17 protein-coding genes are annotated in these 19,796 nt (G+C 73.0%); 5 read left to right on the forward strand and 12 right to left on the reverse strand.

All coding sequences use genetic code 11. The features are described from left to right. Positions 1–18 precede the first annotated feature (18 nt). On the reverse strand, positions 19–774 hold the full coding sequence (locus E1200_RS16980; RefSeq protein ID WP_165950340.1) for a GntR family transcriptional regulator: 756 nt from the start codon (positions 772–774) through the stop codon (positions 19–21). Positions 775–1,110: 336 nt separating this feature from the next. On the opposite strand from E1200_RS16980, the gene E1200_RS16985 reads away from it, so the two are divergent. Then, the gene (locus tag E1200_RS16985; RefSeq protein WP_131953005.1) at positions 1,111–2,037 is read left to right on the forward strand and encodes a hypothetical protein; all 927 of its coding nucleotides are present in this window, start codon (positions 1,111–1,113) and stop codon (positions 2,035–2,037) included. A gap of 26 nt (positions 2,038–2,063) precedes the next feature. Here E1200_RS16985 and E1200_RS16990 read toward each other — a convergent pair whose 3' ends face one another. From E1200_RS16990 to E1200_RS17020, 7 genes are all read right to left on the reverse strand, one after another. Further along, positions 2,064–3,236 (reverse strand): acyl-CoA dehydrogenase family protein, encoded by a 1,173-nt coding sequence (locus tag E1200_RS16990; protein WP_131953006.1) that lies wholly within the window; start codon positions 3,234–3,236, stop codon positions 2,064–2,066. Beyond that, on the reverse strand, positions 3,226–4,674 hold the full coding sequence (locus tag E1200_RS16995; protein WP_131953007.1) for an amidase: 1,449 nt from the start codon (positions 4,672–4,674) through the stop codon (positions 3,226–3,228). The genes E1200_RS16990 and E1200_RS16995 overlap by 11 nt, the downstream gene beginning before the upstream one ends. Continuing rightward, the gene (locus E1200_RS17000) at positions 4,674–5,402 is read right to left on the reverse strand and encodes an ABC transporter ATP-binding protein (RefSeq protein ID WP_131953008.1); all 729 of its coding nucleotides are present in this window, start codon (positions 5,400–5,402) and stop codon (positions 4,674–4,676) included. Before E1200_RS17000 ends, E1200_RS16995 begins: the two co-directional genes overlap by 1 nt. Beyond that, positions 5,402–6,175: an ABC transporter ATP-binding protein gene (locus tag E1200_RS17005; RefSeq protein WP_131953009.1), complete on the reverse strand. Its 774-nt coding sequence runs from the start codon at positions 6,173–6,175 to the stop codon at positions 5,402–5,404. Before E1200_RS17005 ends, E1200_RS17000 begins: the two co-directional genes overlap by 1 nt. Beyond that, a complete protein-coding gene (locus tag E1200_RS17010) occupies positions 6,172–7,179 on the reverse strand; it encodes a branched-chain amino acid ABC transporter permease (RefSeq protein ID WP_131953010.1) in 1,008 nt (335 codons plus the stop codon). Before E1200_RS17010 ends, E1200_RS17005 begins: the two co-directional genes overlap by 4 nt. After that, complete coding sequence (locus E1200_RS17015) at positions 7,172–8,041, reverse strand: branched-chain amino acid ABC transporter permease (protein ID WP_131953011.1); 870 nt, start codon at positions 8,039–8,041, stop codon at positions 7,172–7,174. Before E1200_RS17015 ends, E1200_RS17010 begins: the two co-directional genes overlap by 8 nt. A 73-nt stretch (positions 8,042–8,114) precedes the next feature. After that, positions 8,115–9,275 (reverse strand): ABC transporter substrate-binding protein, encoded by a 1,161-nt coding sequence (locus E1200_RS17020; RefSeq protein WP_131953012.1) that lies wholly within the window; start codon positions 9,273–9,275, stop codon positions 8,115–8,117. 476 nt (positions 9,276–9,751) lie between these two features. Here E1200_RS17020 and E1200_RS17025 point away from each other — a divergent pair, with 476 nt between their 5' ends. From E1200_RS17025 to E1200_RS17040, 4 genes are all read left to right on the forward strand, one after another. Continuing rightward, positions 9,752–10,888 (forward strand): acyl-CoA dehydrogenase family protein, encoded by a 1,137-nt coding sequence (locus E1200_RS17025; protein ID WP_207933391.1) that lies wholly within the window; start codon positions 9,752–9,754, stop codon positions 10,886–10,888. Positions 10,889–10,898: 10 nt separating this feature from the next. Then, positions 10,899–11,540, forward strand: coding sequence for an enoyl-CoA hydratase-related protein (locus E1200_RS17030; protein ID WP_131953013.1), 642 nt, complete (start codon positions 10,899–10,901; stop codon positions 11,538–11,540). Between the two features lie 95 nt (positions 11,541–11,635). After that, positions 11,636–13,099 (forward strand): catalase, encoded by a 1,464-nt coding sequence (locus E1200_RS17035; protein WP_131953014.1) that lies wholly within the window; start codon positions 11,636–11,638, stop codon positions 13,097–13,099. Positions 13,100–13,202: 103 nt separating this feature from the next. Beyond that, entirely contained in the window at positions 13,203–13,589 is a 387-nt protein-coding gene (locus tag E1200_RS17040) for an ankyrin repeat domain-containing protein (RefSeq protein WP_243708622.1), read from the forward strand. Positions 13,590–13,792: 203 nt separating this feature from the next. Here E1200_RS17040 and E1200_RS17045 read toward each other — a convergent pair whose 3' ends face one another. The 4 genes from E1200_RS17045 to E1200_RS17060 form a co-directional block, all read right to left on the reverse strand. Continuing rightward, positions 13,793–15,274: an amidohydrolase gene (locus E1200_RS17045; protein WP_165950341.1), complete on the reverse strand. Its 1,482-nt coding sequence runs from the start codon at positions 15,272–15,274 to the stop codon at positions 13,793–13,795. Beyond that, positions 15,271–15,864, reverse strand: coding sequence for a thiamine pyrophosphate-dependent enzyme (locus tag E1200_RS17050; protein ID WP_131953016.1), 594 nt, complete (start codon positions 15,862–15,864; stop codon positions 15,271–15,273). The genes E1200_RS17045 and E1200_RS17050 overlap by 4 nt, the downstream gene beginning before the upstream one ends. Next, positions 15,861–16,406 (reverse strand): thiamine pyrophosphate-binding protein, encoded by a 546-nt coding sequence (locus E1200_RS33755; RefSeq protein ID WP_165950342.1) that lies wholly within the window; start codon positions 16,404–16,406, stop codon positions 15,861–15,863. Before E1200_RS33755 ends, E1200_RS17050 begins: the two co-directional genes overlap by 4 nt. Beyond that, positions 16,403–19,796, reverse strand: a 3,394-nt coding sequence (locus E1200_RS17060) for a molybdopterin cofactor-binding domain-containing protein (protein WP_131953018.1), incomplete at its 5' end; no start/stop codon positions are given. The genes E1200_RS33755 and E1200_RS17060, both read right to left, overlap by 4 nt.

Genomic DNA, 19,796 nt, shown 5'->3' on the forward strand with positions numbered 1-19,796 from the left:
GGGTGGGGCTGGGCCGCGCTAGTTCTCGCGGTAGGCGTCGCGGATGTAGCGGAGGTGGTCGCGCATGGCGGCGGAGGCCGCTGCGCCGTCGCCGGCTTCCAGGAGGTCGGTGATCTGGCCGTGCTGGTCGTCGACCTGGGCCCAGAACTCGGCGGGGGAGTCAGCGTTCAGGAAGCGCGTCCGCAGGACGTGGAAGACCGGCTGGGTCATCATCGTGAGGAGCCCGTTGCCGGTCGCCTCCATGATGATGCCGTGGAAGTGGCGGTGCTCCTGGAACTTCATGCTGCGGCCACGGGAGCGCTTCTCGCGTTCCATCGCGGCGTGCAGGGCGTCGAGGTGGCGCTGCTCGCGGCGCTCGGCCGCGATGGCGGTGGCGGGGACCTCCAGCAGCTCGCGGGCCTCCAGGATCGCCGAGAGCGGCAGCGCCGCCGAGCCCGACATGAGGCCGATGCCGGCCTCCAGGAAGTCGCTGATCTGGTCGGGCTCGATGTGCGAGACGAACGTGCCGCCGGTGGTACCGCGGACCGTCTTCACGAGGCCCTGCGACGCCAGCACGCGGAGCGCCTCGCGGACCGTGCTGCGGCTCACCCCGAAGTTGCCGCCGATCTCGCCCTCCGGGGGAAGGCGGTCGCCGGGGGCCAGGGAACCGTCCAGGATCAGCTCGCGCAGCTGGTCGGCGACCTGCTGGTAGGCCGGGCGCAGCCGGCTCACCGGCAGCGCGGTCGCCGTCCCCGTGCCGGAACGGCCGGAGGTGTTGTCTTTGGTGCTGGACACGTCGCTGTCCCCCTGGTCTGGCTTCGAGGTGCTGGTTCTTGAGTCGGGAACTCCGCGCCACCGGGACTCACAGCAAGCCCGAGCATACATCAGACATCACGCGAGGCCGTGGCTGCCGAGGAGTGGCGGTTAGGCCGGAGGTCCGGGTCCGGCCCGCGCTATTCGCCCTGGCGGGTGGGGCGGAGGAAACCTCCGACACCTTACCGAAGGGCGGCGGGTGAGCCGGTTATGGTGCGGGGTGTCCTTGGCCACCTTCCGATCGGGTGGCTTTGGTACCGTTGCTGGCAATACATCAGACGTTAAAGTGCCGGTTCTGGTTTCGGGCCGGTGGCGGCGATGGGGGTCGGGGACGTGTTCGACGGTATCGACATTGTGGTCCTGCCGGTGGCCGGCACCGGCCCTTTGCTTGAGCTCTACGTGGACGCGATGGGGTTCGAGGTCGTCGAGCGGGGGCCGGTGCGGGAGCCCGCGCTGTGGCAGCGGCTCTGGGATCTGCCGGCGCCGCCCGCGGAGTCGGTGCTGCTCGGCAAGCCCGGGAGCAAGGGCGGGTGGATCCGGCTCGTGGACGTGCCCGGCCTGCCGGCGCCGGACGCGGTCGGTGTCCCCGACCGTCCCGGTCCGTACGCCCTCGACTTCTACCTGCGCCACCCCGACGCCACCGAGGCCGTGATCGAGAGGCAGGGGTGGGCGTTCGCCAGCGACCCCGTGGAGTACCTGTTGCCCGGTACCGAGTACCCGGTCAGGGAGCGGCTCCTGGAGCAGACGCACTCGGGGCTGCGGCACGCGTTCGTCCAGTACCGGGAGGGCCGGACGCGGTGCGTGCTCGGGGAGCGGCCCGAGGTGGACGTCAGCGAGGTCAACGCCATCGTGTTCGGCACCGCCGACCTGCCGGGGGCGCGGACGTTCGTGGAGGACGTCCTCGGCGGACGCATCTACTTCGACGGCCGGTTCGACGGCCCCGCCGTGGAGGAGCTGCTCGGGCTGGAGCCCGGGGACGGCTTCGACGCGATCATCGCCCGCGGGCCGGCGTCCCGCAACGCCCGGCTGGAGTTCCTCCAGCACGTCGCCCCGGCGGAGCCCCGGCCGCCGCACGCCTATCCGCGCGTCGTCGCGGGCTGCGCGATGGACGACCTCGACGCGCTCGCGGCGCGGCTCGCCGCGGGGGACCACGGCGTCTCGACCGGCGTCGTCGAGACCGCCGAGGGGCCCCGGCTCGGGCTGCGCTCCCGTTACGGCGCGTCCTTCTGGTTCTGGCGGCGCTGAGGACCGGCCGGTCACGGGAGGCGGGGTCATAGCAGGCGGGCGATCTCGTCGAGCATGACCTCGGTCGACCCGCCGCCGATGGCGAGGAAGCGGGCGTCCCGGGCGATCCGCTCGACCGCGGAGCCCTGGACGAACCCGTTGCCGCCGTTGAACTGGACGCACTTGTACGCCAGCTCGTTGACGATCTCCGGCACCGACGACTTCAGCACCGCCGCGTGCGTGCGGGGGTCCTGGCCGGTGTCCGCCAGCGCGGCCGTGTGGTACAGCAGCGTCTTGGCCGATGCGAGGCGCGCCGTCAGCCGGGCCATCTCGTGCCGGAGGGCCTGGAGGTCCCAGAGCGTCTTGCCGTAGGCGGGGCGCGTGTGGAGCCAGGCGGCCGTCTCGTTGAGGGCGGCTTCGCCCAGGCCGACGGCCTGCGCGGCAAGGCCGATGCGTTCGTGGTCGAGGCCCCGCATCATCCAGCGGAACCCCTCCCCCTCCGCGCCGAGGCGGTTGCTTGCGGGGATGCGGCACTCCTCGAACACCAGCTCGCCGGTGTCGGACGAGCGCCAGCCGGTCTTCTCGAAGGTCCGCCCGTTCGACAGGCCGGGCGTGCCGCGCTCGACGACGAACAGCGAGAGCCCGTGCCGGCCCGGTTCGCCGGTCCGGGCGACGACGAAGAACAGCCCGGCGATGTTGGCGTTCGTGATGAACGTCTTGCGGCCGTCGAGGACGTAGGAGTCGCCGTCCCGGCGGGCGCGGACGGTGAGCCGGGTCAGGTCGGAGCTCGCGTCCGGCTCGGTCACGGCGAGCGCGCAGATCTTCCGTCCGGACAGGATGTCGGGCAGGAACCGGCGCCGCTGCTCCGCGTCGCCGGCGCGGGACACGTGCAGCGCGGAGTAGTCGGTGTGCACCGAGATCGAGGTGGCCACGCCGCCGAACGTGGAGCGCCCGAGCTCCTCGTTGAAGACGACGGCGCCGCGCGTCCCCGCGCCGCCCCCGCCGTGCTCGGCCGGGAACGACAGGCCGAGGAAGCCGAGCGCGCCCAGCTCGGTGAACACCTCGTCGGGGACCCGCAGGTTCGACTCCCACTCGGGTGCGCGCGGGACGATGTAGTCCTGCACGAACCGGCGCAGGACGTCCCGCAGCGCGCGGTGCTCTTCGTCGAGGAACGTGTCATCGAGCCGCAGGGAGTCGATGACACGGTTGCTAGCGGACATCGGCCTGGGGTGCGAACGTCGTCATCGCGCTGATCAGCGTCTCGTCGCGCCCCGGGGCGGCGACCCACTGGAGCCCGAACGGGAGGCCGTCCGGGTCGGTGCCGAGGGGCTGCGTCCCGCAGGGGAGTGCGGCAAGGTTCGCCAGGACGTTGTACCGCAGGTGGGCGGCGGCCATGGTCACCTCCGTTCCACCGACCGGGACCATCCCGTCGGCGACGGCGTCCACCCGGGGGGCGACGCAGGGCATGGTGGGCATCGCGAGCAGGTCGACGCCGGACAGCGCCGCCAGCGCCTCGTCGCGCAGGAGGCTCCGCACCCGCTGCGCCCGGACGTAGGCGCCGGCGGGCACCTCTTCGGCGAGGTCGAGCATGGCGCGCACGTCGGCGCCGAACAGCTCGTCGCCGCCGGGTCCGCGCCGCTCGCGGTGGTAGTCGAGGCACTCCCCGAGGATGATCGTCATGCCGGCGGTGACGCCGGCCCAGCCGTGCGGGATCGCCACCTCGACGACCTCGCCGCCGAGGTCGCGGACGGTCGCCAGGGCCCGCTCGACCGCCGCGCCGATGGCGGGGTCGATGGGCTCGTCCAGCGTCCCGGCCGGGACGCCGATCCGCAGCCCCGCGAACCCGGCGGGACGGGCCGCGCCGCCCGCCGGGGCGATGATCCCCAGGGCGGCCGCCGACAGCGCGATGTCGTCGGCCGTCGCGGCGATCAGGCCGACCCGGTCGAGCGACCAGGCGAGCGGCAGGACGCCGTCGCCGGGGAGCCGCCCGGGGGACGGGACGAACCCGGCCGTCCCGCAGTAGGAGGACGGGATCCGCACCGACCCGGCGGTGTCGCTGCCGAGGGCGAGCCGCACGTGCCCGGCGGCGACCGCCGCCGCCGACCCGCCGGACGAGCCGCCCGGGATCCGCGCGGTGTCGCGCGGGTTGCGGGTCGGGGGCGTGGTGCCGCCGAACGCGTACTCGTGCGTGGTGGTCTTGCCGACGATCACGGCGCCGGCCTCGCGGAGCCGCGCGACGCACCCGGCGTCGGCGGCCGGGACGCGCCGCGCCGGGCCGGCGAGGTGCCGGGACCCGGCGGCGGTCGGCAGCCCGGCCACGTCGATGAGGTCCTTCACCCCGACCGGGAGCCCTTGCAGCGGCCCCCGGCCGGCGTTCCGCGCCGCCTCGGCGCGGGCGCCCTCGGCGTCCACGAGCGCCCATGCCCGCAGCTCGCCGTCGGTGGCGGCGATGCGCTCCAAAGCCCGCTCGACCTGCGCCGACGGGCCGGCACCCGAGCCGGCCGGCCCGGCGGGCACGGGCGAGGAGGTGTCGCGCGGCGGGTCGCCCTGGTGGAGCGCGCCCGGCAGGCCCGCCTCCGCCAGCGCGATGCCGTACAGCCGCTCAAGTTCCGCGTGGAGCGGGCCGCCCGAGAGGGGAGCCCCGGTCCCCGAACCCATCACGCCCCCAGGTACGCCGAGCGGACCACCTCGTCGTTGGTCAGCTTCTCGATGCTTCCCTCGACCACGACCTCGCCCTGCCGCAGCAGGTAGCCGCGGTCGGCCAGCTCGAAGGCGAGCGGCGCGTTCTGCTCGATGAGCAGGATCGACAGCCCGCCCTTGCGCAGCGCCGCGAGCGCGTCGAACACCTCACCGGTGATCTTGGGGGAGAGGCCCATGGACGGCTCGTCCAGGATCAGGATCTCCGGCTCGGCCATCAGCGCGCGGCCCACCGCGACCATCTGCTGCTCCCCGCCCGACATCGTCGAGGTCTGCTGGTCGGCGCGCTTGCGCAGCACCGGGAACAGGTCCATGACCTTCTCCAGGCGCTCCTCGACCACCGGCTTCGGCACCTTGCCGTGGTAGCAGCCGAGCTCCAGGTTCGTCTGGACGGTCTGCTCCACGAACAGGTGCCGGCCCTCCAGGACGCTGCCGATGCCCCGCGCGACCGCCTCGTGCGGCAGCCGGGACAGCGGCTCGCCGTGCACCCGGACCGTCCCGGACGCCGGGCGGTACAGCCCGCCCGCCAGCCGCGCGAGCGTCGTCTTGCCCGCGCCGTTCGGCCCGATGACGCAGACCGCCTCGCCGCGGTTCACGTGCAGGTCCACGCCCTTCAGCGCGCTGATCGCCCCGTACCGGTAGCCGACGCCGCGCAGTTCGAGCAGCGGACCGTCCTGCGCCTGTGCCATCAGTCCTCCTCGCCCGTGGGAACGGGCGCGTCGACGTCCGCCGCCCGGTGGTGCCGGCCGCCCAGGTACGCCTCAAGGACGGCGGGGTCCTGGGTGACCTCGTCCGGCGTGCCGCGCGCGATCACCTTGCCGAAGTCGAGCACCGTGCAGTTCTGGCAGACCGCGTGGACGAGGTCCATGTGGTGCTCGACGAGGATCACCGTGACCCCCGAGTCGCGCATCTCGCGCAGCATGTCGGCGAGGTCGCCGCGCTCCTGCGGGCTGAGCCCGGCGGCGGGCTCGTCCAGCAGCACCACCGCCGGATCGGCCACCATCACGCGGGCCAGCTCGACCCGCCGCTGCAGCCCGTACGACAGCGCCGCGCCGGGCTCGCCGGCGAGCTCGTCCAGCGACAGCCGGCGGAGCACCTCCTCGACCCGCTCCCTGGCCTGCGCCGGGGCGGTCGTCGTCCGCGCCGCGACCATCAGGTTCTCGCGGACCGACATGCTGCCGAACAGCCGGACGGTCTGGAACGTCCGCACCAGCCGCGCCCGCTTCACCAGCCGGTGGCTCGGCCAGCGCGTCACGTCCTCGCCGCCGATGAGCACCGAGCCGCTGGACGGGCGCTGCAGCCCGCTCAGCACGTTCAGCAGCGTCGTCTTCCCGGCGCCGTTCGGGCCGATGATCCCGTGGATCTCGCCCTTGGCGGCGGTGAAGCTCACGTCCGACACGGCCGTCAGCCCGCCGAAGCGGCGGGTGACGCCGCGCGCCTCCGCGGTTCCCGGAGTCCTCACTTCGACACCTCCGTGATCGTCGCGCCGGAGCCGGGCCCGCGCCGGAACCGGCCCAGCAGCGCCCGGCCGATCCGGGGCACGCCCGACAGCCCGTCCGGCAGCACGGCCATGAACACGACCACGACGACGCCGAGCACGGTCAGCGCCCACGAGCCGCTGCCGGGGACCTCGGCGATCAGCCAGGTCACTAGCGCGGCGCCGAACACCGCGCCGTAGATGTTGCCGAGCCCGCCGAGGATCACCATGACGAACAGCTGGATCGAGATCGCCGTGGAGAACAGCGACGGGTCGATGGCGGTCTGCAGCGGGGCGTTGACACCGCCCGCGAGCGCGCCGATCGCGGCGGAGATCGCGAAGATCTGCACCTTGCGGGCGGTGATGTTCACCCCGACCGACCGCGCGGCGACCTCGTCGTCGCGCAGCGCCGCCAGTTCCCGGCCCATCCGGGCCGACAGCAGCCAGCGCGACCCGAGCAGCACGAGGACCAGCGTGACCGCGACGAGCAGGTACTGGTCGCGCGGGTCCAGGATCTTGTAGCCGAAGATCTCCGGGAAGGGGATCGGCGCGTACCCGTTGGCGCCGCCGAGCGGGCCCGGCAGCATCAGGAACGCGTGGATCGCGGTACCGACGGCGAGCGTCGCCATCGCGAGGTAGTGGCCGGACAGCCGCAGCGCGATGTAGCCGACGAGCACGCCGACGACCAGCGCCAGCACGACGCCGAGGATCAGCGCGGGCAGGAACGCCATCTCCCGGTCGAGCATGAGGTAGGACGTCCCGTACGCCCCGATGGCCATGAACCCCGCCTGGCCGAGCGCGAGCTGCCCCGCGCCGCCGATGGTCAGGGTCAGGCCGACCGCGGCGATCGCGGCGACGCCGATGTTCACGCCGAGGGCCAGGTTCGTCACGCCGGGGTTCGCGAACGCGAAGCCGATCAGGATGACGGCGGCGACCACGGTCGGGCCCAGGTGCCGCCCGGCCCGGAGGGCGAAGGCTTTGTCAGGCAAGGCGCTGCCTCCTCAGGCCGAACAGGCCGTTCGGCATCACTAGCAGGACGATGATCAAAGCGATCAGCACGATCGGGTCGACGTAGCTGTTCGGGATGACCGCGGCGAGTTCGCTCTCGAACACGCCGAGCAGCAGGGCGCCCACGATGACGCCCCGGGTGCTGGCGAGGCCGCCGAGCACCGCGCCGGTGAAGCCCTTCAGGGTGAGCGCGGTGCCGAGCGCCCCGCCGGCCAGGGTGATCGGCGCGACCAGCACGCCGGCGAGCGCGGCGAGTCCGAACGCCAGCGCGAACGCGATGGCGCGCATCCGCGAGACGTTGATGCCGACGGCCTGGGCGGCGAGCGGGTCGGTCGCCGCGGCGACCATGCCGCGGCCGATCCGGGACCGGCCGAGCAGCAGCGCGAGCCCGACCGCGACGGCGAGGACCACCGCCCAGATCAGCAGGTCCTGGTAGCCGATCCGCATCTCGCCGATCTCCAGCACGCCGCGGTGGACGGGCGGGAACGGCTTGCCGTCCGGACCCCAGATGAGGTGGCCGCCGTTGGCGAACACGAGCATGATGCCGACGGTCGCCGCGATCGTCGCGATATGGCCGTTGTTCTGCGTCGGCATGATCACGATCGCGTCGTAGGCGATGCCGAGCAGCAGCCCGGCGATCAGCACGATCAGCGCGACGAGCAGGATCGTGTTCAGGCCCTGGTTGACCAGGGTCAGGCCGAGCAGGCCACCGATGATCACCTTGTCGCCCTGGGCGAAGTCCAGCACCCCCGTCATGCGGTAGACGAGGTGGAAGCCGAGGGCGACCAGCGCGTAGATGGCGCCGAGCGTGAGACCGGAGACGAGAAGGTCGAGGATGCGCACGGGCGGGTTCCTTAAGGGCGAGGGCGGTGGCCGGGCCGGTTCCCGGCCCGGCCACCGTCATCTGCTGGAGAGGTCAGCCCTGGTCCGGGACCGCGTACTCGCCGTCCTTGAACGTGACCGGCTTGAAGGCGTCGGCGTTCGGGCCGCCGCGCCACTCGGACGTGTAGGCGAGCTTGCCGACGATGCTGTCGAAGTTCAGCGACTCGATCGCCTTGGAGAGCTCCTCGCCGGTGTACTCGGGGGCCTTCTCGATGGCCGCGGCGGCGAGCTGCACCGACACGTAGGCGTAGGTGCTCAGCACCGAGGGGGCCTCACCGAACTTGGCCTCGTAGGCGTCGAGGAACTTCTTGGTCTTCTCGTCCGGGTCGCCGTAGTTGACGGCGGTCAGCGAGATGACCTTGTCGGCCGCGTCGCCTCCGGCGGTCTCCGGGACGAAGTCCGAGGAGTACGCCAGGTCGCCGATGATCATGCCCTCGTAGCCGGTCGCGGCCACGTTCTTCAGCACCAGGGCGTCGCTGGACCCGCCGGCGCCGTACAGGAAGATCGCGTCGGGGTCGGCGGCGGCCGCCTTGCCCGCCTGCGCGGTGAAGTCGAACTTGCCGGGGTCGAAGCCCTCGGAGTTGACGATCTCGATGCCGGACGCCTTGGCGGCGTTGGTGATGTCGGTGTTGCCCGCCTGGCCGTAGGGGTTGTTCGCCCAGATGATCGCGGCGTTCTTGGCGCCCTGGTCCTTGGCGTACTTGACCATGGCCTCGGAGTTGGCCTTGCCCGGCAGCGGCACCTCGAAGACGTGCTTGGTGCCGTTGGCGACCTCGGGCTGCGCGACGAGGAGGATCTGCGTGACGCCGTACTGGTCGGCGAGCGGCGCCACCGCCTTGGCGTTGGCGGAGATGCCGGGCCCGAGCACGATCGGCACCTTGGTCTCGGTGGCGAGCTTCTTGAACCCGGAGGTGGTCAGGTTCACCGAGCCCTGGTCGTCCACCTCCTCCAGCTTCAGCTTGCGGCCCTTCACGCCGCCGGCCGCGTTGATCTCCTCCACGGCCAGCTGCATGCCCTTGGCCTCTTGCTGACCGACCGCGCCGAGCGCGCCGGTCGTGGAGTTCACGACGCCGATGGTGTACGTGTCGCCAGATCCATCTGATGTATCCGATCCGGACGACCCGCAGGCCGTCATGGACACGGCCACGGCGGCCGATACCGCGATGGCCGCGTAGCGGCGCATGGCTGCTCTCATGGTCTCTCCTCGATGATCGCCTTGGTCGGGCGATGCAGGCACCCCCACCCAAACCAGGGAGTGAATACGTCAGAGTTTGCAGGACGAGGTCGTCTGAGGACAACCCCTCGATGAAGCTGTTCTCGCTGGTCCGGACGGGAGCGGGTCGCTCATGCCGGTGTGCGGCGGGGGTGCGGCGGGGTGCGTCCGCACTCCCCCGCACCCCGCTCGGCAGGGCCCTCAGTCATGGATCGCATGTCGTGAAGGCCCTGCTCACAAGGTATCTCAGCGGCTGTACCGAGATGCTCCTCCGCGGGGCCGCCGGCCCGTTCCCCGGATGCGGGGCCGGTGCGCGGCGGCTGGCTCGACCGGTGGCCGGGCGTGAACTAGAGTGTAATACATCAGTCTTTTACATCCGAGTAACATTCTTGACATCGGATTCCGGCGCTGTGCAGGGCGATCCGATCAAGTCAGACCATCGAACGAGGAGGACCGGCGTGCGGCCGACACCCGAGACCCCCGCGGAGCTGGCCGAGCTGCGCGAGACCGTGCTGCGGACCTGCCGCGATTTCGGCCACGAGTACTACGTCCGCTCCTCGGACGCGGGGGACAACGCCCGTGACCTCTGGCGCGCGCTGGGCGGCATCGGCGCGCTCGGCGCGGGCATCTCGGCCGAGCACGGCGGGGCGGGCGCGGGCGTCGAGGCCCTGTCGGTGGTCGCCGAGGCGATCGCCGAGGCGGGGCTGCCGCTGATGCTCGTCGCACTCTCCCCCGCCGTCTGCGCGACGATGCTCGACGGCTTCGGCACCCCGGCGCAGAAGGCCGAGTGGCTGCCGGGCCTGGCGGACGGCTCGCGCGTCCTCGGCTTCGCCATCACCGAGCCCGACGCCGGGTCCAACACCCACAACCTGCGTATGCGGGCCCGCCGCGACGGCGACGAGTGGGTGCTGTCGGGCCAGAAGTACTACGTCTCCCACGTCGACAACGCCGACGCCCTCCTCACCGTCGCCCGCGCCGGCGACGAGCTGCGGGTCTTCATCGTCCCGACCGACGCGCCGGGCCTCACCACGAGCCCCATCGAGGTCGAGATCCTGTCGCCCGAGCGCCAGTACAGCGTGTTCTACGACGAGGTCCGCGTGCCCGGCTCCGCGATGGTCGGGGCGGACGCCGGCATGGCCGTGCTGTACGCGGGCCTCAACCCCGAGCGCATCGTCAGCGCCGCCCTCCTGAACGGCATCGCCGGATACGCGATCGACATCGCCGTGAAGTACGCCCGCGAGCGGACGGTCTGGAGCGTTCCCATCGGCGCGCACCAGGCCGTCTCGCATCCGCTGGCCCGCGCCGAGACGGCGCTCACCGCCTCCCGGCTGCTCACCTCGTCCGCGGCCCGCGCGTTCGACCGCGGCGAGACCGGCGGGGTGGAGGCGGCGATGGCGAAGCTGACCGCATCCGAGGCCGCGTCGGCCGCGCTCGACGCCGCGATGCAGACCCTCGGCGGCAACGGGATGTCCCGCGAGTACGGCCTGGCCACCCTGCACGGGCTGGTCCGCCTCTTCCGGATCGCGCCGGTCAGCTCCGAGATGCTGCTGAACCACGTCGCGCACAAGCGGCTGTCCCTGCCCCGGTCCTACTGAGGAGCGCCTGATGCGGGTGCGACGCGAGGGACGGCTCGTCCGGGCGACGCTCGACCGCCCGCCGGTCAACGCCCTCGACACGGCCGCCTACCGGTGGCTCACCGAGACCTGCGCCGGCATGCGCCCGGACGAGTGCCTCCTGATCGACGCCGCCGGGCACGTCTTCAGCGCGGGACACGACCGCGGCGAGGACGCGACCGGCGGCGGGCTGGCCGTGGGCGCCGCCGCGCTGACCGCCGTCCTGCGCTGCCCGGCCCCGGTGGTCGTCGCGGCGCAGGGCCCGGCGGTCGGTGCCGGGGCGCTCCTGCTGGCCGCCGCCGACGTCCCGCTGATCGCCGCGGACGCCTGGCTGCGCCTCCCTGAGCTGGACGTGGGCGTGACGGTCGGCCACGGCATCCTCAGCCGGCTGCTCCCGCCCGCGACGGCGAGCCGGGTCCTGCTGACCTCCGAGCGGATACCCGCCGCGCTGCTGGGCGACGCCGTCGCCCGTCCGCCGGACGAGCTCGCACCGTCCGCCGAGGACGCGGCCCGCACCCTCCTGGACAGGGCCCCGGGCCTCGTCTCCCTCGCCCGCCGAAGCTGGGGCGAACGGGAGCGGGCCGCCAGGGCGTACGAGTCCGAGGTGGCCGCCTTCCAGGCCCGCGACCACTGAGGTGTTCACCTCGTTTTATTGAATGATTCAAGAAAAGTCGATAAGGTTCGCTCAGTGTCGCGAGCAGCACGACGTATCACTCACAGGAGCGAGCCTTGCCCGAGAACAACCAGAAGCCACTGACCACGGTCGCCGGAGCGCCGGTCGCAGACAACCAGAACTCGGTCACCGCGGGCCCGCGCGGCCCCATGCTCCTGCAGGACGTCTGGTTCCTGGAGAAGCTCGCGCACTTCGACCGCGAGGTCATCCCCGAGCGCCGGATGCACGCCAAGGGCTCGGGCGCGTACGGCACGTTCACCGTCACCAACGACATCACCCGCTACACCGGCGCGAAGATCTTCTCCGAGGTCGGCAAGCAGACCGAGATGTTCGCCCGCTTCTCCACCGTCGCCGGCGAGCGCGGCGCGGCCGACGCCGAGCGCGACATCCGCGGCTTCGCGCTGAAGTTCTACACCGAGGAGGGCAACTGGGACCTCGTCGGCAACAACACCCCGGTGTTCTTCTTCCGCGACCCGCTGAAGTTCCCCGACCTCAACCATGCGGTGAAGCGCGACCCGCGCACCAACATGCGCGACCCCGAGAACAACTGGGACTTCTGGACGAACCTCCCCGAGGCGCTGCACCAGGTCACGATCGTCATGTCCGACCGCGGCATCCCCGCGTCCTACCGGCACATGCACGGCTTCGGGTCGCACACCTACAGCCTCGTCAACGCCGAGGGCGAGCGGTTCTGGGTGAAGTTCCACCACCGCACCCAGCAGGGCATCAAGAACCTCACCGACGCCGAGGCCGAGGCGCTCATCGGCAAGGACCGCGAGTCCCACCAGCGAGACCTGTTCGAGGCGATCGAGCGCGGCGACTTCCCGAAGTGGAAGCTGTACATCCAGGTCATGCCCGAGGCCGAGGCCGACAACTACCGGTTCCACCCGTTCGACCTCACCAAGGTCTGGTCGAAGAAGGACTACCCGCTGATCGAGGTCGGCGAGTGGGAGCTGAACCGCAACCCCGACAACTACTTCGCCGACGTGGAGCAGGCCGCCTTCACCCCGGCCAACGTCGTCCCCGGCATCGGCTTCTCGCCCGACAAGATGCTGCAGGGCCGGCTGTTCTCCTACGGTGACGCCCAGCGGTACCGCCTCGGCGTGAACCACCACCAGATCCCGGTCAACCAGCCGCGGTCCCCGGTGAACTCCTTCCACCGCGACGGCGCCATGCGCGTCGACGGCAACCAGGGCGCCACCCCCGGCATCGAGCCGAACTCCTACGGCCGCTGGCAGGAGCAGCCCCGCTACCGCGAGCCGAGCCAGGCCGTGGGCGCCGTCGCCGACCGGTTCAACTTCCGCGAGGACGACGACAACTACTACGAGCAGCCCGGCAACCTGTTCCGGCTCATGACCGCCGCGCAGCAGCAGGTCCTGTTCGAGAACACCGCCCGTGCGATCGACGGCGCCTCGCAGACGACCATCGACCGGCACATCGCCAACTGCACCAAGGCCGACCCCGCCTACGGCGAGGGCGTCCGCAAGGCGATCGAGGCCCTGGCCGCAGGCAGCCTCTAACCCCGCCTTTCGTTGACTTGCGGCGTGTTGTTGTTATCAGGCGTGCCATAACAACAACACGCCGCAAGTCAACGGGTTCGAGTCGGTGATCTGGAGGAGGGACGTGAACGACGCCGCGCTTACGGCGGAGCAGACCGCGCGGGTGGTGGCCATCGCCATGGACCTCGCCCGCGAGGGCGACACCGCGCAGCTCGCCGAGTTCGTCGACCACGGGCTGCCCGTGGACGTCACCGACGCCAACGGGAACACGCTGCTCATGCTCGCGGCGTACCACGGCCACGCCGGGACGGTGCGCGCCCTCCTCGCCCGCGGCGCGGACCCGGACGTGCGCAACGGGCGCAACCAGTCCGCCATCGCCGGCGCCCTGTTCAAGGGCGCCGACGATGTGGTGACCGTCCTGCGCGACGCCGGCGCCGACCTCGACGCGGGCACACCCACCGCCCGGGAGACCGCGGCCATGTTCGGCCGCGAGCACCTCCTGACCGGCTGAACTGGCCGGCCCGAGCTGGCCGACCCGAGCTGACCGGCCCGAGCTGGCCGGCACGAGCTGACCGGCCTGAACTGACCGGCACGAGCTGACCGGCTGAACTGACCGGCCCGAGCTGACCGGCTGAGCCGTCCGGCTCAGCCGGCCGGTTGGGCCGTGCGTCCGGTCGGCTGGCCGGGTCGGGCGGCCCTCCGGATGGTCCGCCCTCAGATGCCGGTAGCCCGCGACCAGGGGCGGCGGCGGACCTCGTCCTCCAGCCGCTGGAGCAGCGGCGCGGTCTTCTCGTAGTTCGTCATGCGGTCCGGCAGGCCCGCCCAGACGCGGGCGGCCAGCTCCGCCGCCTCGGCGAGGATGGCGTCGGTGTCGATGTTGATCAGCTCGCCGTTCCGCACCACCGGCGACCCGTCGACCAGGACCGTGTCGACGGCGTGGTTCATGTCGGCGTACGCGAGCTGGTAGGCGACCTGCTCCTTCGGCGCGACGAACACCTCGCCGGTGCGCAGCAGGACGAGGTCGGCGCGGTGCCCGGGGGCGATCCGGCCCAGCGGGGCGCCCATCGCGCGGGCGCCGCCGTCCCAGCACATGTCGAGGACGGACAGCGCGCCCGGCCAGGACGCCTGCTCCTCGCGCGCCCGCGGCAGCAGCGCCGCCATCTTGATCGTCTCCCACATGTTCTGGCTGTCGTTGCTGCTGGCGCCGTCCGAGCCCAGCGCCACCGACGCGCCGGCGCGCAGCAGCTCCGGGACCGGCGCCACCCCCGCGCCCAGCTTCAGGTTGCTGACCGGGTTGTGGACGGCCACCGCCTCGGACGCGGCGAACCTGGCGATCTCCTCGTCGTCGAGCCAGATCGCGTGGGCGAACGACGCCCACGGGCCCAGGCAGCCGATGCGTTCGAGGAACTCGACCGTGGAGGTGCCGTAGCGGGTCGCGGCCACGTAGACCTGCGACTTGGCGGACAGCAGGTGCGTCTGCAGCCGCAGCCCGCGCTCGCGCGCGACGTCCGCGCTGGTGGTGAACAGGTCCGTCGAGCAGCGCGGCAGCGAGGACGGCCCGAGCATCGGGGTGATGCGCGGGTTCGCGCCGTGCCAGCGGTCGATGTAGCCGAGGACCTCGCCGAGCACCTCGTCCGGCTTGGCGCGGGGCGGGCGGGCGAGGTGCCCGGTCCCGTCCACGAGGTCCAGCGGCAGCGACGAGAAGAAGTCCAGGTCGCTGTACTGGGCGGCGACGTTGGCGCGCATGCCGACGTCGGCGTACGCCTGGGTGATGGCGTCGAGGCCCTCGCCCATCCACTCGTGGTCGGCGCGGGCGCAGTCGAGGACGCTCGTCGTCCCGTTGCGCAGCATCTGGATCGCGCCGAGCATGGCCGACACGTACAGCTCGCGGGGGCTGAGCCGCGCGCCCGCCCCGCCGTAGCTGGCGAGCACCATCCAGGTGTCGAGCGGCAGGTCGTCGCACAGGCCGCGCTCGATGGTCTGGTTGGAGTGCGTGTGCGCGTTGACCAGCCCGGGGATCACGATGCGTCCCGTGGCGTCCACGACCTCCGCGCCGGGGGCGTCGATGCCGGGCGCGACGCGGACGATGACGCCGTCCTCCACCAGGATGTCGCACACCCCGAACTCGGACGCCACGTCGAAGACGTGACCCCCGCGGACGAGCGTCCTCTTCTTCGTACCGTTAGCGCTGCTCAAGTTCGACCTCCGGATTCGTCGCGTGCGGCCAGCGTCCGCTGGAACACCGCCTTGTCGTCCGCCTGCGACCAGCGGCCCGCCTTCGGGTAGGGGGACGCCTCGGACTCCACCCGCTGGACGACCATGGCCGGCCCTTCGGCGGCGTACATCCGTCGGACGGCGGCGGCGACGGCCGGCTCGTCCGCGCCCGGCGCGGGCGACTCGACCCGCTGCCAGCCGCAGGCGCGGGCGGCGGCGGCCAGGTCGAGGCGGCCGGCGAGCGCCTGCCCGCCGCCGGTCTCGTACCGGCCGTTGGCGAAGACGACCATGCGCAGGTTCGGCGGGGCGGCGCCCGCGATGGCGGCGAGGACGCCGAGGTTCATCGCCAGGTCGCCGTCCCCCTCGATCAGCACCACCCGGTCATCGGGGCGGGAGAGCGCGAACCCGAGCGCGAGCGAGGGCGCCATGCCCATCGGGTCGGACGCGAAGTAGGTGAGGTTGGGCGCGGACGCCTCCCGCCACGCCCGCCCGGCCGAGCCCAGCGAGCAGATGACGATGTCGTCCTCGGCGAGGACCCCGGCCACGATCCGGGCGAGCGTGGAACGTCTCATCGGGCGCCCTCCCCGAGCAGGGACTCGCGGTCCAGCAGCAGGACGACGGGCCGGCGGTGCAGCCGGGCCTGGTCCGCGGCGGCGATGACCATGCGCGGGTCGGCGCCGCCGCGCATCCGGTGGTACGGCACGCCGATCGCGTCGAGCACGGGCGGCACGACGCGCCCCTTGTACGCCTGGTAGTAGAAGCCGTCGTCGATGTCGCCGCGCTGCGCGGCCAGCACCAGCAGCGGCAGCTCGTGCAGGTGGACGTACCCGGCGAGGGCGTTCGCGCCGACGAGCAGGCCGGCGTTCTGGCAGACGACGGCGCCGAGGCCGCCCGCGAGCGCCGCCCCGGCGGCGATGCCCAGCGCGTCGTCCTCCCGGGTGACCTTGACGTGCCGGATCCGCGGATCGGCGTCGAGGGCCGTCAGCAGGGGCGACAGCCAGGAGTCGGGGAGGCTCGCCACGACCTCGATACCGGCCTCGCCGAGCGCGGTGCGCAGTGTTCCGGCCGCGTCACGGCCCGGTGGGGGCTCGCTGGTCAGATGCTCGCTGGTCAATGGTCTCCTTCCATCCGTCCGGCCGCCCGTTCGGCCATGCCGAGGGCCGCGTCGAGCTTCCAGTCGTTGCCCGCGAGCGGGTGGCCGTGCCGGGCCAGCTCGCCGTCCAGCAGCGCGCGGAACCGGGCGGCGTCGAAGGGGGCGCCGTCGCAGCCCGCCTCCGTGGCACGGGCCCGCCACGGGGTGGGGGCGACCGCGCCGAGGACGACGCGGGTGCCGTCCCAGCGGCCGGCGGTGACGGTGGCCGACAGCGCGACCGACACGACGGCGAAGTCCCCCGACCAGAGCTGGAGCTTGTCGAACACGCAGCGGCGGTCCGCCGCGGCGGCCGGGATGCGCACCGCGGTGACCAGCTCGCCGTCCCGCAGGCACGTCTCCCCGGGGCCGGTGTAGAAGTCGCCGATCGGGACGGTCCGGTCGCCGCCGGGGCCGGAGAGCAGCACCAGGGCGTCCAGCGCGGTGAACACGGTGCCGAGGTCGGAGGGCGTCACCGCCTGGCAGCGGTGCCCGCCGATCGCCGCGTGGTAGAAGCGGTGGTCGCCCTGGACGGCGTAGCAGGGGCACGTGGCGCCGCCGCGCTTGTAGCAGTCGAAGCCGTTGCGGAAGAACCAGCAGCGCTTGGCCTGCACGAGGTTGCCGCCCACGGTGGCGACCGCCCGGATCTGCGCGGACGCGATCGACTCGACGGCGTCGGCGACGGCGTCGAACCGGCCGCGGGTCGCGGCGGCGAGGGCGTCCAGGGTGACCGCGGCGCCGATGTCGAGGGCGCCGTCGTCGCGGTCGGTGATCGTCCGCAGGGCCGGGACGGTGGTGAGCCGCACCAGGGTCCGCGGTGCGGAAAGGCCCTGCTGCCGCTGCGGGGCGAGGTCGGTGTTGCCGCCCACGGCGGTGCCGCCCGCGCCCGTCAGCGCGACGGCCTCGCCGGTGTCGGCGGGCCGCCGCACCGCCTCGATCTCGCCCTCCGGCGCCCGGCGGGCCAGCCGGGTGCCGAACCGGTGCAGCGCCCAGTGCACGCCGAACGGGTACGCGCGCCGCAGCAGCTCGATCCACCACCGCGACGGCCGTGCGGCGATCCGGTACCGGCGGGCGGGTCGGCCGTCGCGTTCGGCCAGGGCGCGCAGCACCTTGTCCGGGGTGATCGGCAGGTCGCGGATGCGCACGCCGATCGCGTCGTACACCGCGTTCGCGACGGCGGGGGCGGGCGGCACGATCGGCATCTCGCCGACGCTCTTCGCGTCGTACGGCCCGGCCTCCTCGTCCCCCTCGATCATGATCACCCGCACCGGCGGCAGGTCGGCCGCCCGGGGCAGGGCGTAGTTGATGTAGGCGGGGTTGACGGTGCGGCCGGACTCGTAGAGGAGTTCCTCGCCGAGCGCGGCGCCGAGCCCCTGCGCGACCCCGCCGATCACCTGCCCCTCGGCCATCGCGGGGTTGATCGCCCGGCCGATGTCGTGCGCCGCGACGTAGTCCAGGACGCGGACCCGGCCGGTCGCCTCGTCCACCTCGACCTCCACCGCGTGCGCCGCGAAGGTGTAGCTGGCCGAGACGTTCGGGCGGGGGTTCCCGCCGCCGAAGGTCTCCATCCGGGGATCGACGTAGGACGTCTCGTGGCTGAGTACGCCGTCGCTGGCGTCCGGGCTGAGCGCGACGAGGTCGCCGAGCGCGATGTCCGCGTCCGGGGCGTGCGCCCGCCCGCCCGCCAGCCGGACGTCGTCCGAGCCGAGCTTCTGCGCCGCGAGCCCGCGCACGGTCTCGGCGAGTTCGGCGGCTGCCTTGCGCACCGCGTGGCCGCCCATGTGCGTGCCGCGCGACGACCAGGCGCCCATGTCGAACGGGGTCAGCTCGCCGTCGGCCATCAGCACGTCGACGTCGTCGGCGGCCAGGCCGAGTTCCTCCGCCGCGATCTGCGCGAGGACGGTGCGCTGGCCGGTGCCCGCGTCGGCGCCGCCGAACCGCACCCGCGCCCGGCCGTCCTCGAACAGGTCGACGGCGGCGTCGGAGCGGTTGGAGCCGCCGTGCGCGTACGAGCCGCTGCCGTGCATCCCGCACGCGACGCCCACCCCGCGCAGCGGCCGGCGGTCGCGGCGCTTGTCGTCCCAGCCGATCGCCTCGCGGACCGCGGTCAGGCACTCGGCCAGCCGGGCGGAGCCGAGCCGGGCGCCCGACAGCGTCGTGGTGCCCGGCTCGTTGGCGTTGCGGAGCCGGAAGTCGATCGGGTCCATGCCGAGCCGCTCGGCCAGCTCGTCGGCCTGCGACTCCGTCGCGAAGGCGACCTGCGGGCTGCCGTAGCCGCGGAACTGCCCGCCGGGCGGCAGCGCCGTGTCGATCAGCCGCGCGTCCCAGCCGACGCCGTCCGGCAGGTAGATCGAGCCGAGCGTCTTGATCCCGACCTTCATGATCGACGGGCCGTAGTGGTTGTAGGCGCCGTTGTCGACGTCGAGCCGGGCGTCGAGGGCGCGCAGCCTGCCGGTGTCGTCGGCGGCCGAGCGGAGCCGCACCCGGAAGGCGTGCCGCGGCTTGGTGGCGGCGAACTCCTCCTCGCGCGTGTACGCGAGCCGGACGGGCCGGCCCGCCGCCATGGACAGCGCCGCCGCGAGCGCCTCGTGCTCGCACACCTTCGACTTGGACCCGAAGCCGCCGCCCACGGCGACGTCCCGGCAGATCACCCGCGCGGGTTCGAGCCCGAGCACGTGCGCGACCTCGGTCGTCACGAACCACGGGGCCTGCGTCGAGGTCCACAGTTCGAGGGTTCCGCTGTCGGCGTGCCAGTGGGCCAGCGTCGTGTTCGGCTCCATGCAGGCGTGCGAGACCCGGGGGTAGTGGAACGTTCCTTCCACCGCCACGGTGGCGGCGTCGCGACCGGCCTCGGGGTCGCCCCACCGGCCCTTGTCGTGCACCGACACGTTGTGCTCGCCGGTGGGGCGGCGGTGCAGCCGGAGGGAGCGCCGCTTCAGCGCGGCGTCCATCGTCAGCGGCGGCCTGCGGCGGGGCCGGCGGTACCGGACCTCGATCGCGGCGGCGGCGGCCCGCGCCTGCTCGGCGGTCTCCGCGGCGACCGCGGCGACCTCCTCGCCGACGAAGCGGACGACGTCGCGGGCGAGCGGATGGCGGTCCGAGTGCTCCCCTTCCGCGTGGATGTAGGGGGTGTCCACCGGGAAGTCCGCGGCGGTGATCACCGCGTGGACCCCGGGCATCCGGCGCGCCCGCTCGGCGTCCACGGAGACGATCCGCGCGTACGGGTGGGGCGAGCGCAGGACGTGCGCGGTCAGCGTGCCGGGCGGGTCGACGTCACCGGCGTAGGCGTCGGTGCCGGACGTCCGCTCCTCCCAGTTCTTGGGCGGCACGCTCGTGCCGACGACGCGGGGGACGACGCGGGGGACGTCGCGGGGG

The organism is Actinomadura sp. GC306 (assembly GCF_004348665.1).
Taxonomy (GTDB): domain Bacteria; phylum Actinomycetota; class Actinomycetes; order Streptosporangiales; family Streptosporangiaceae; genus Spirillospora.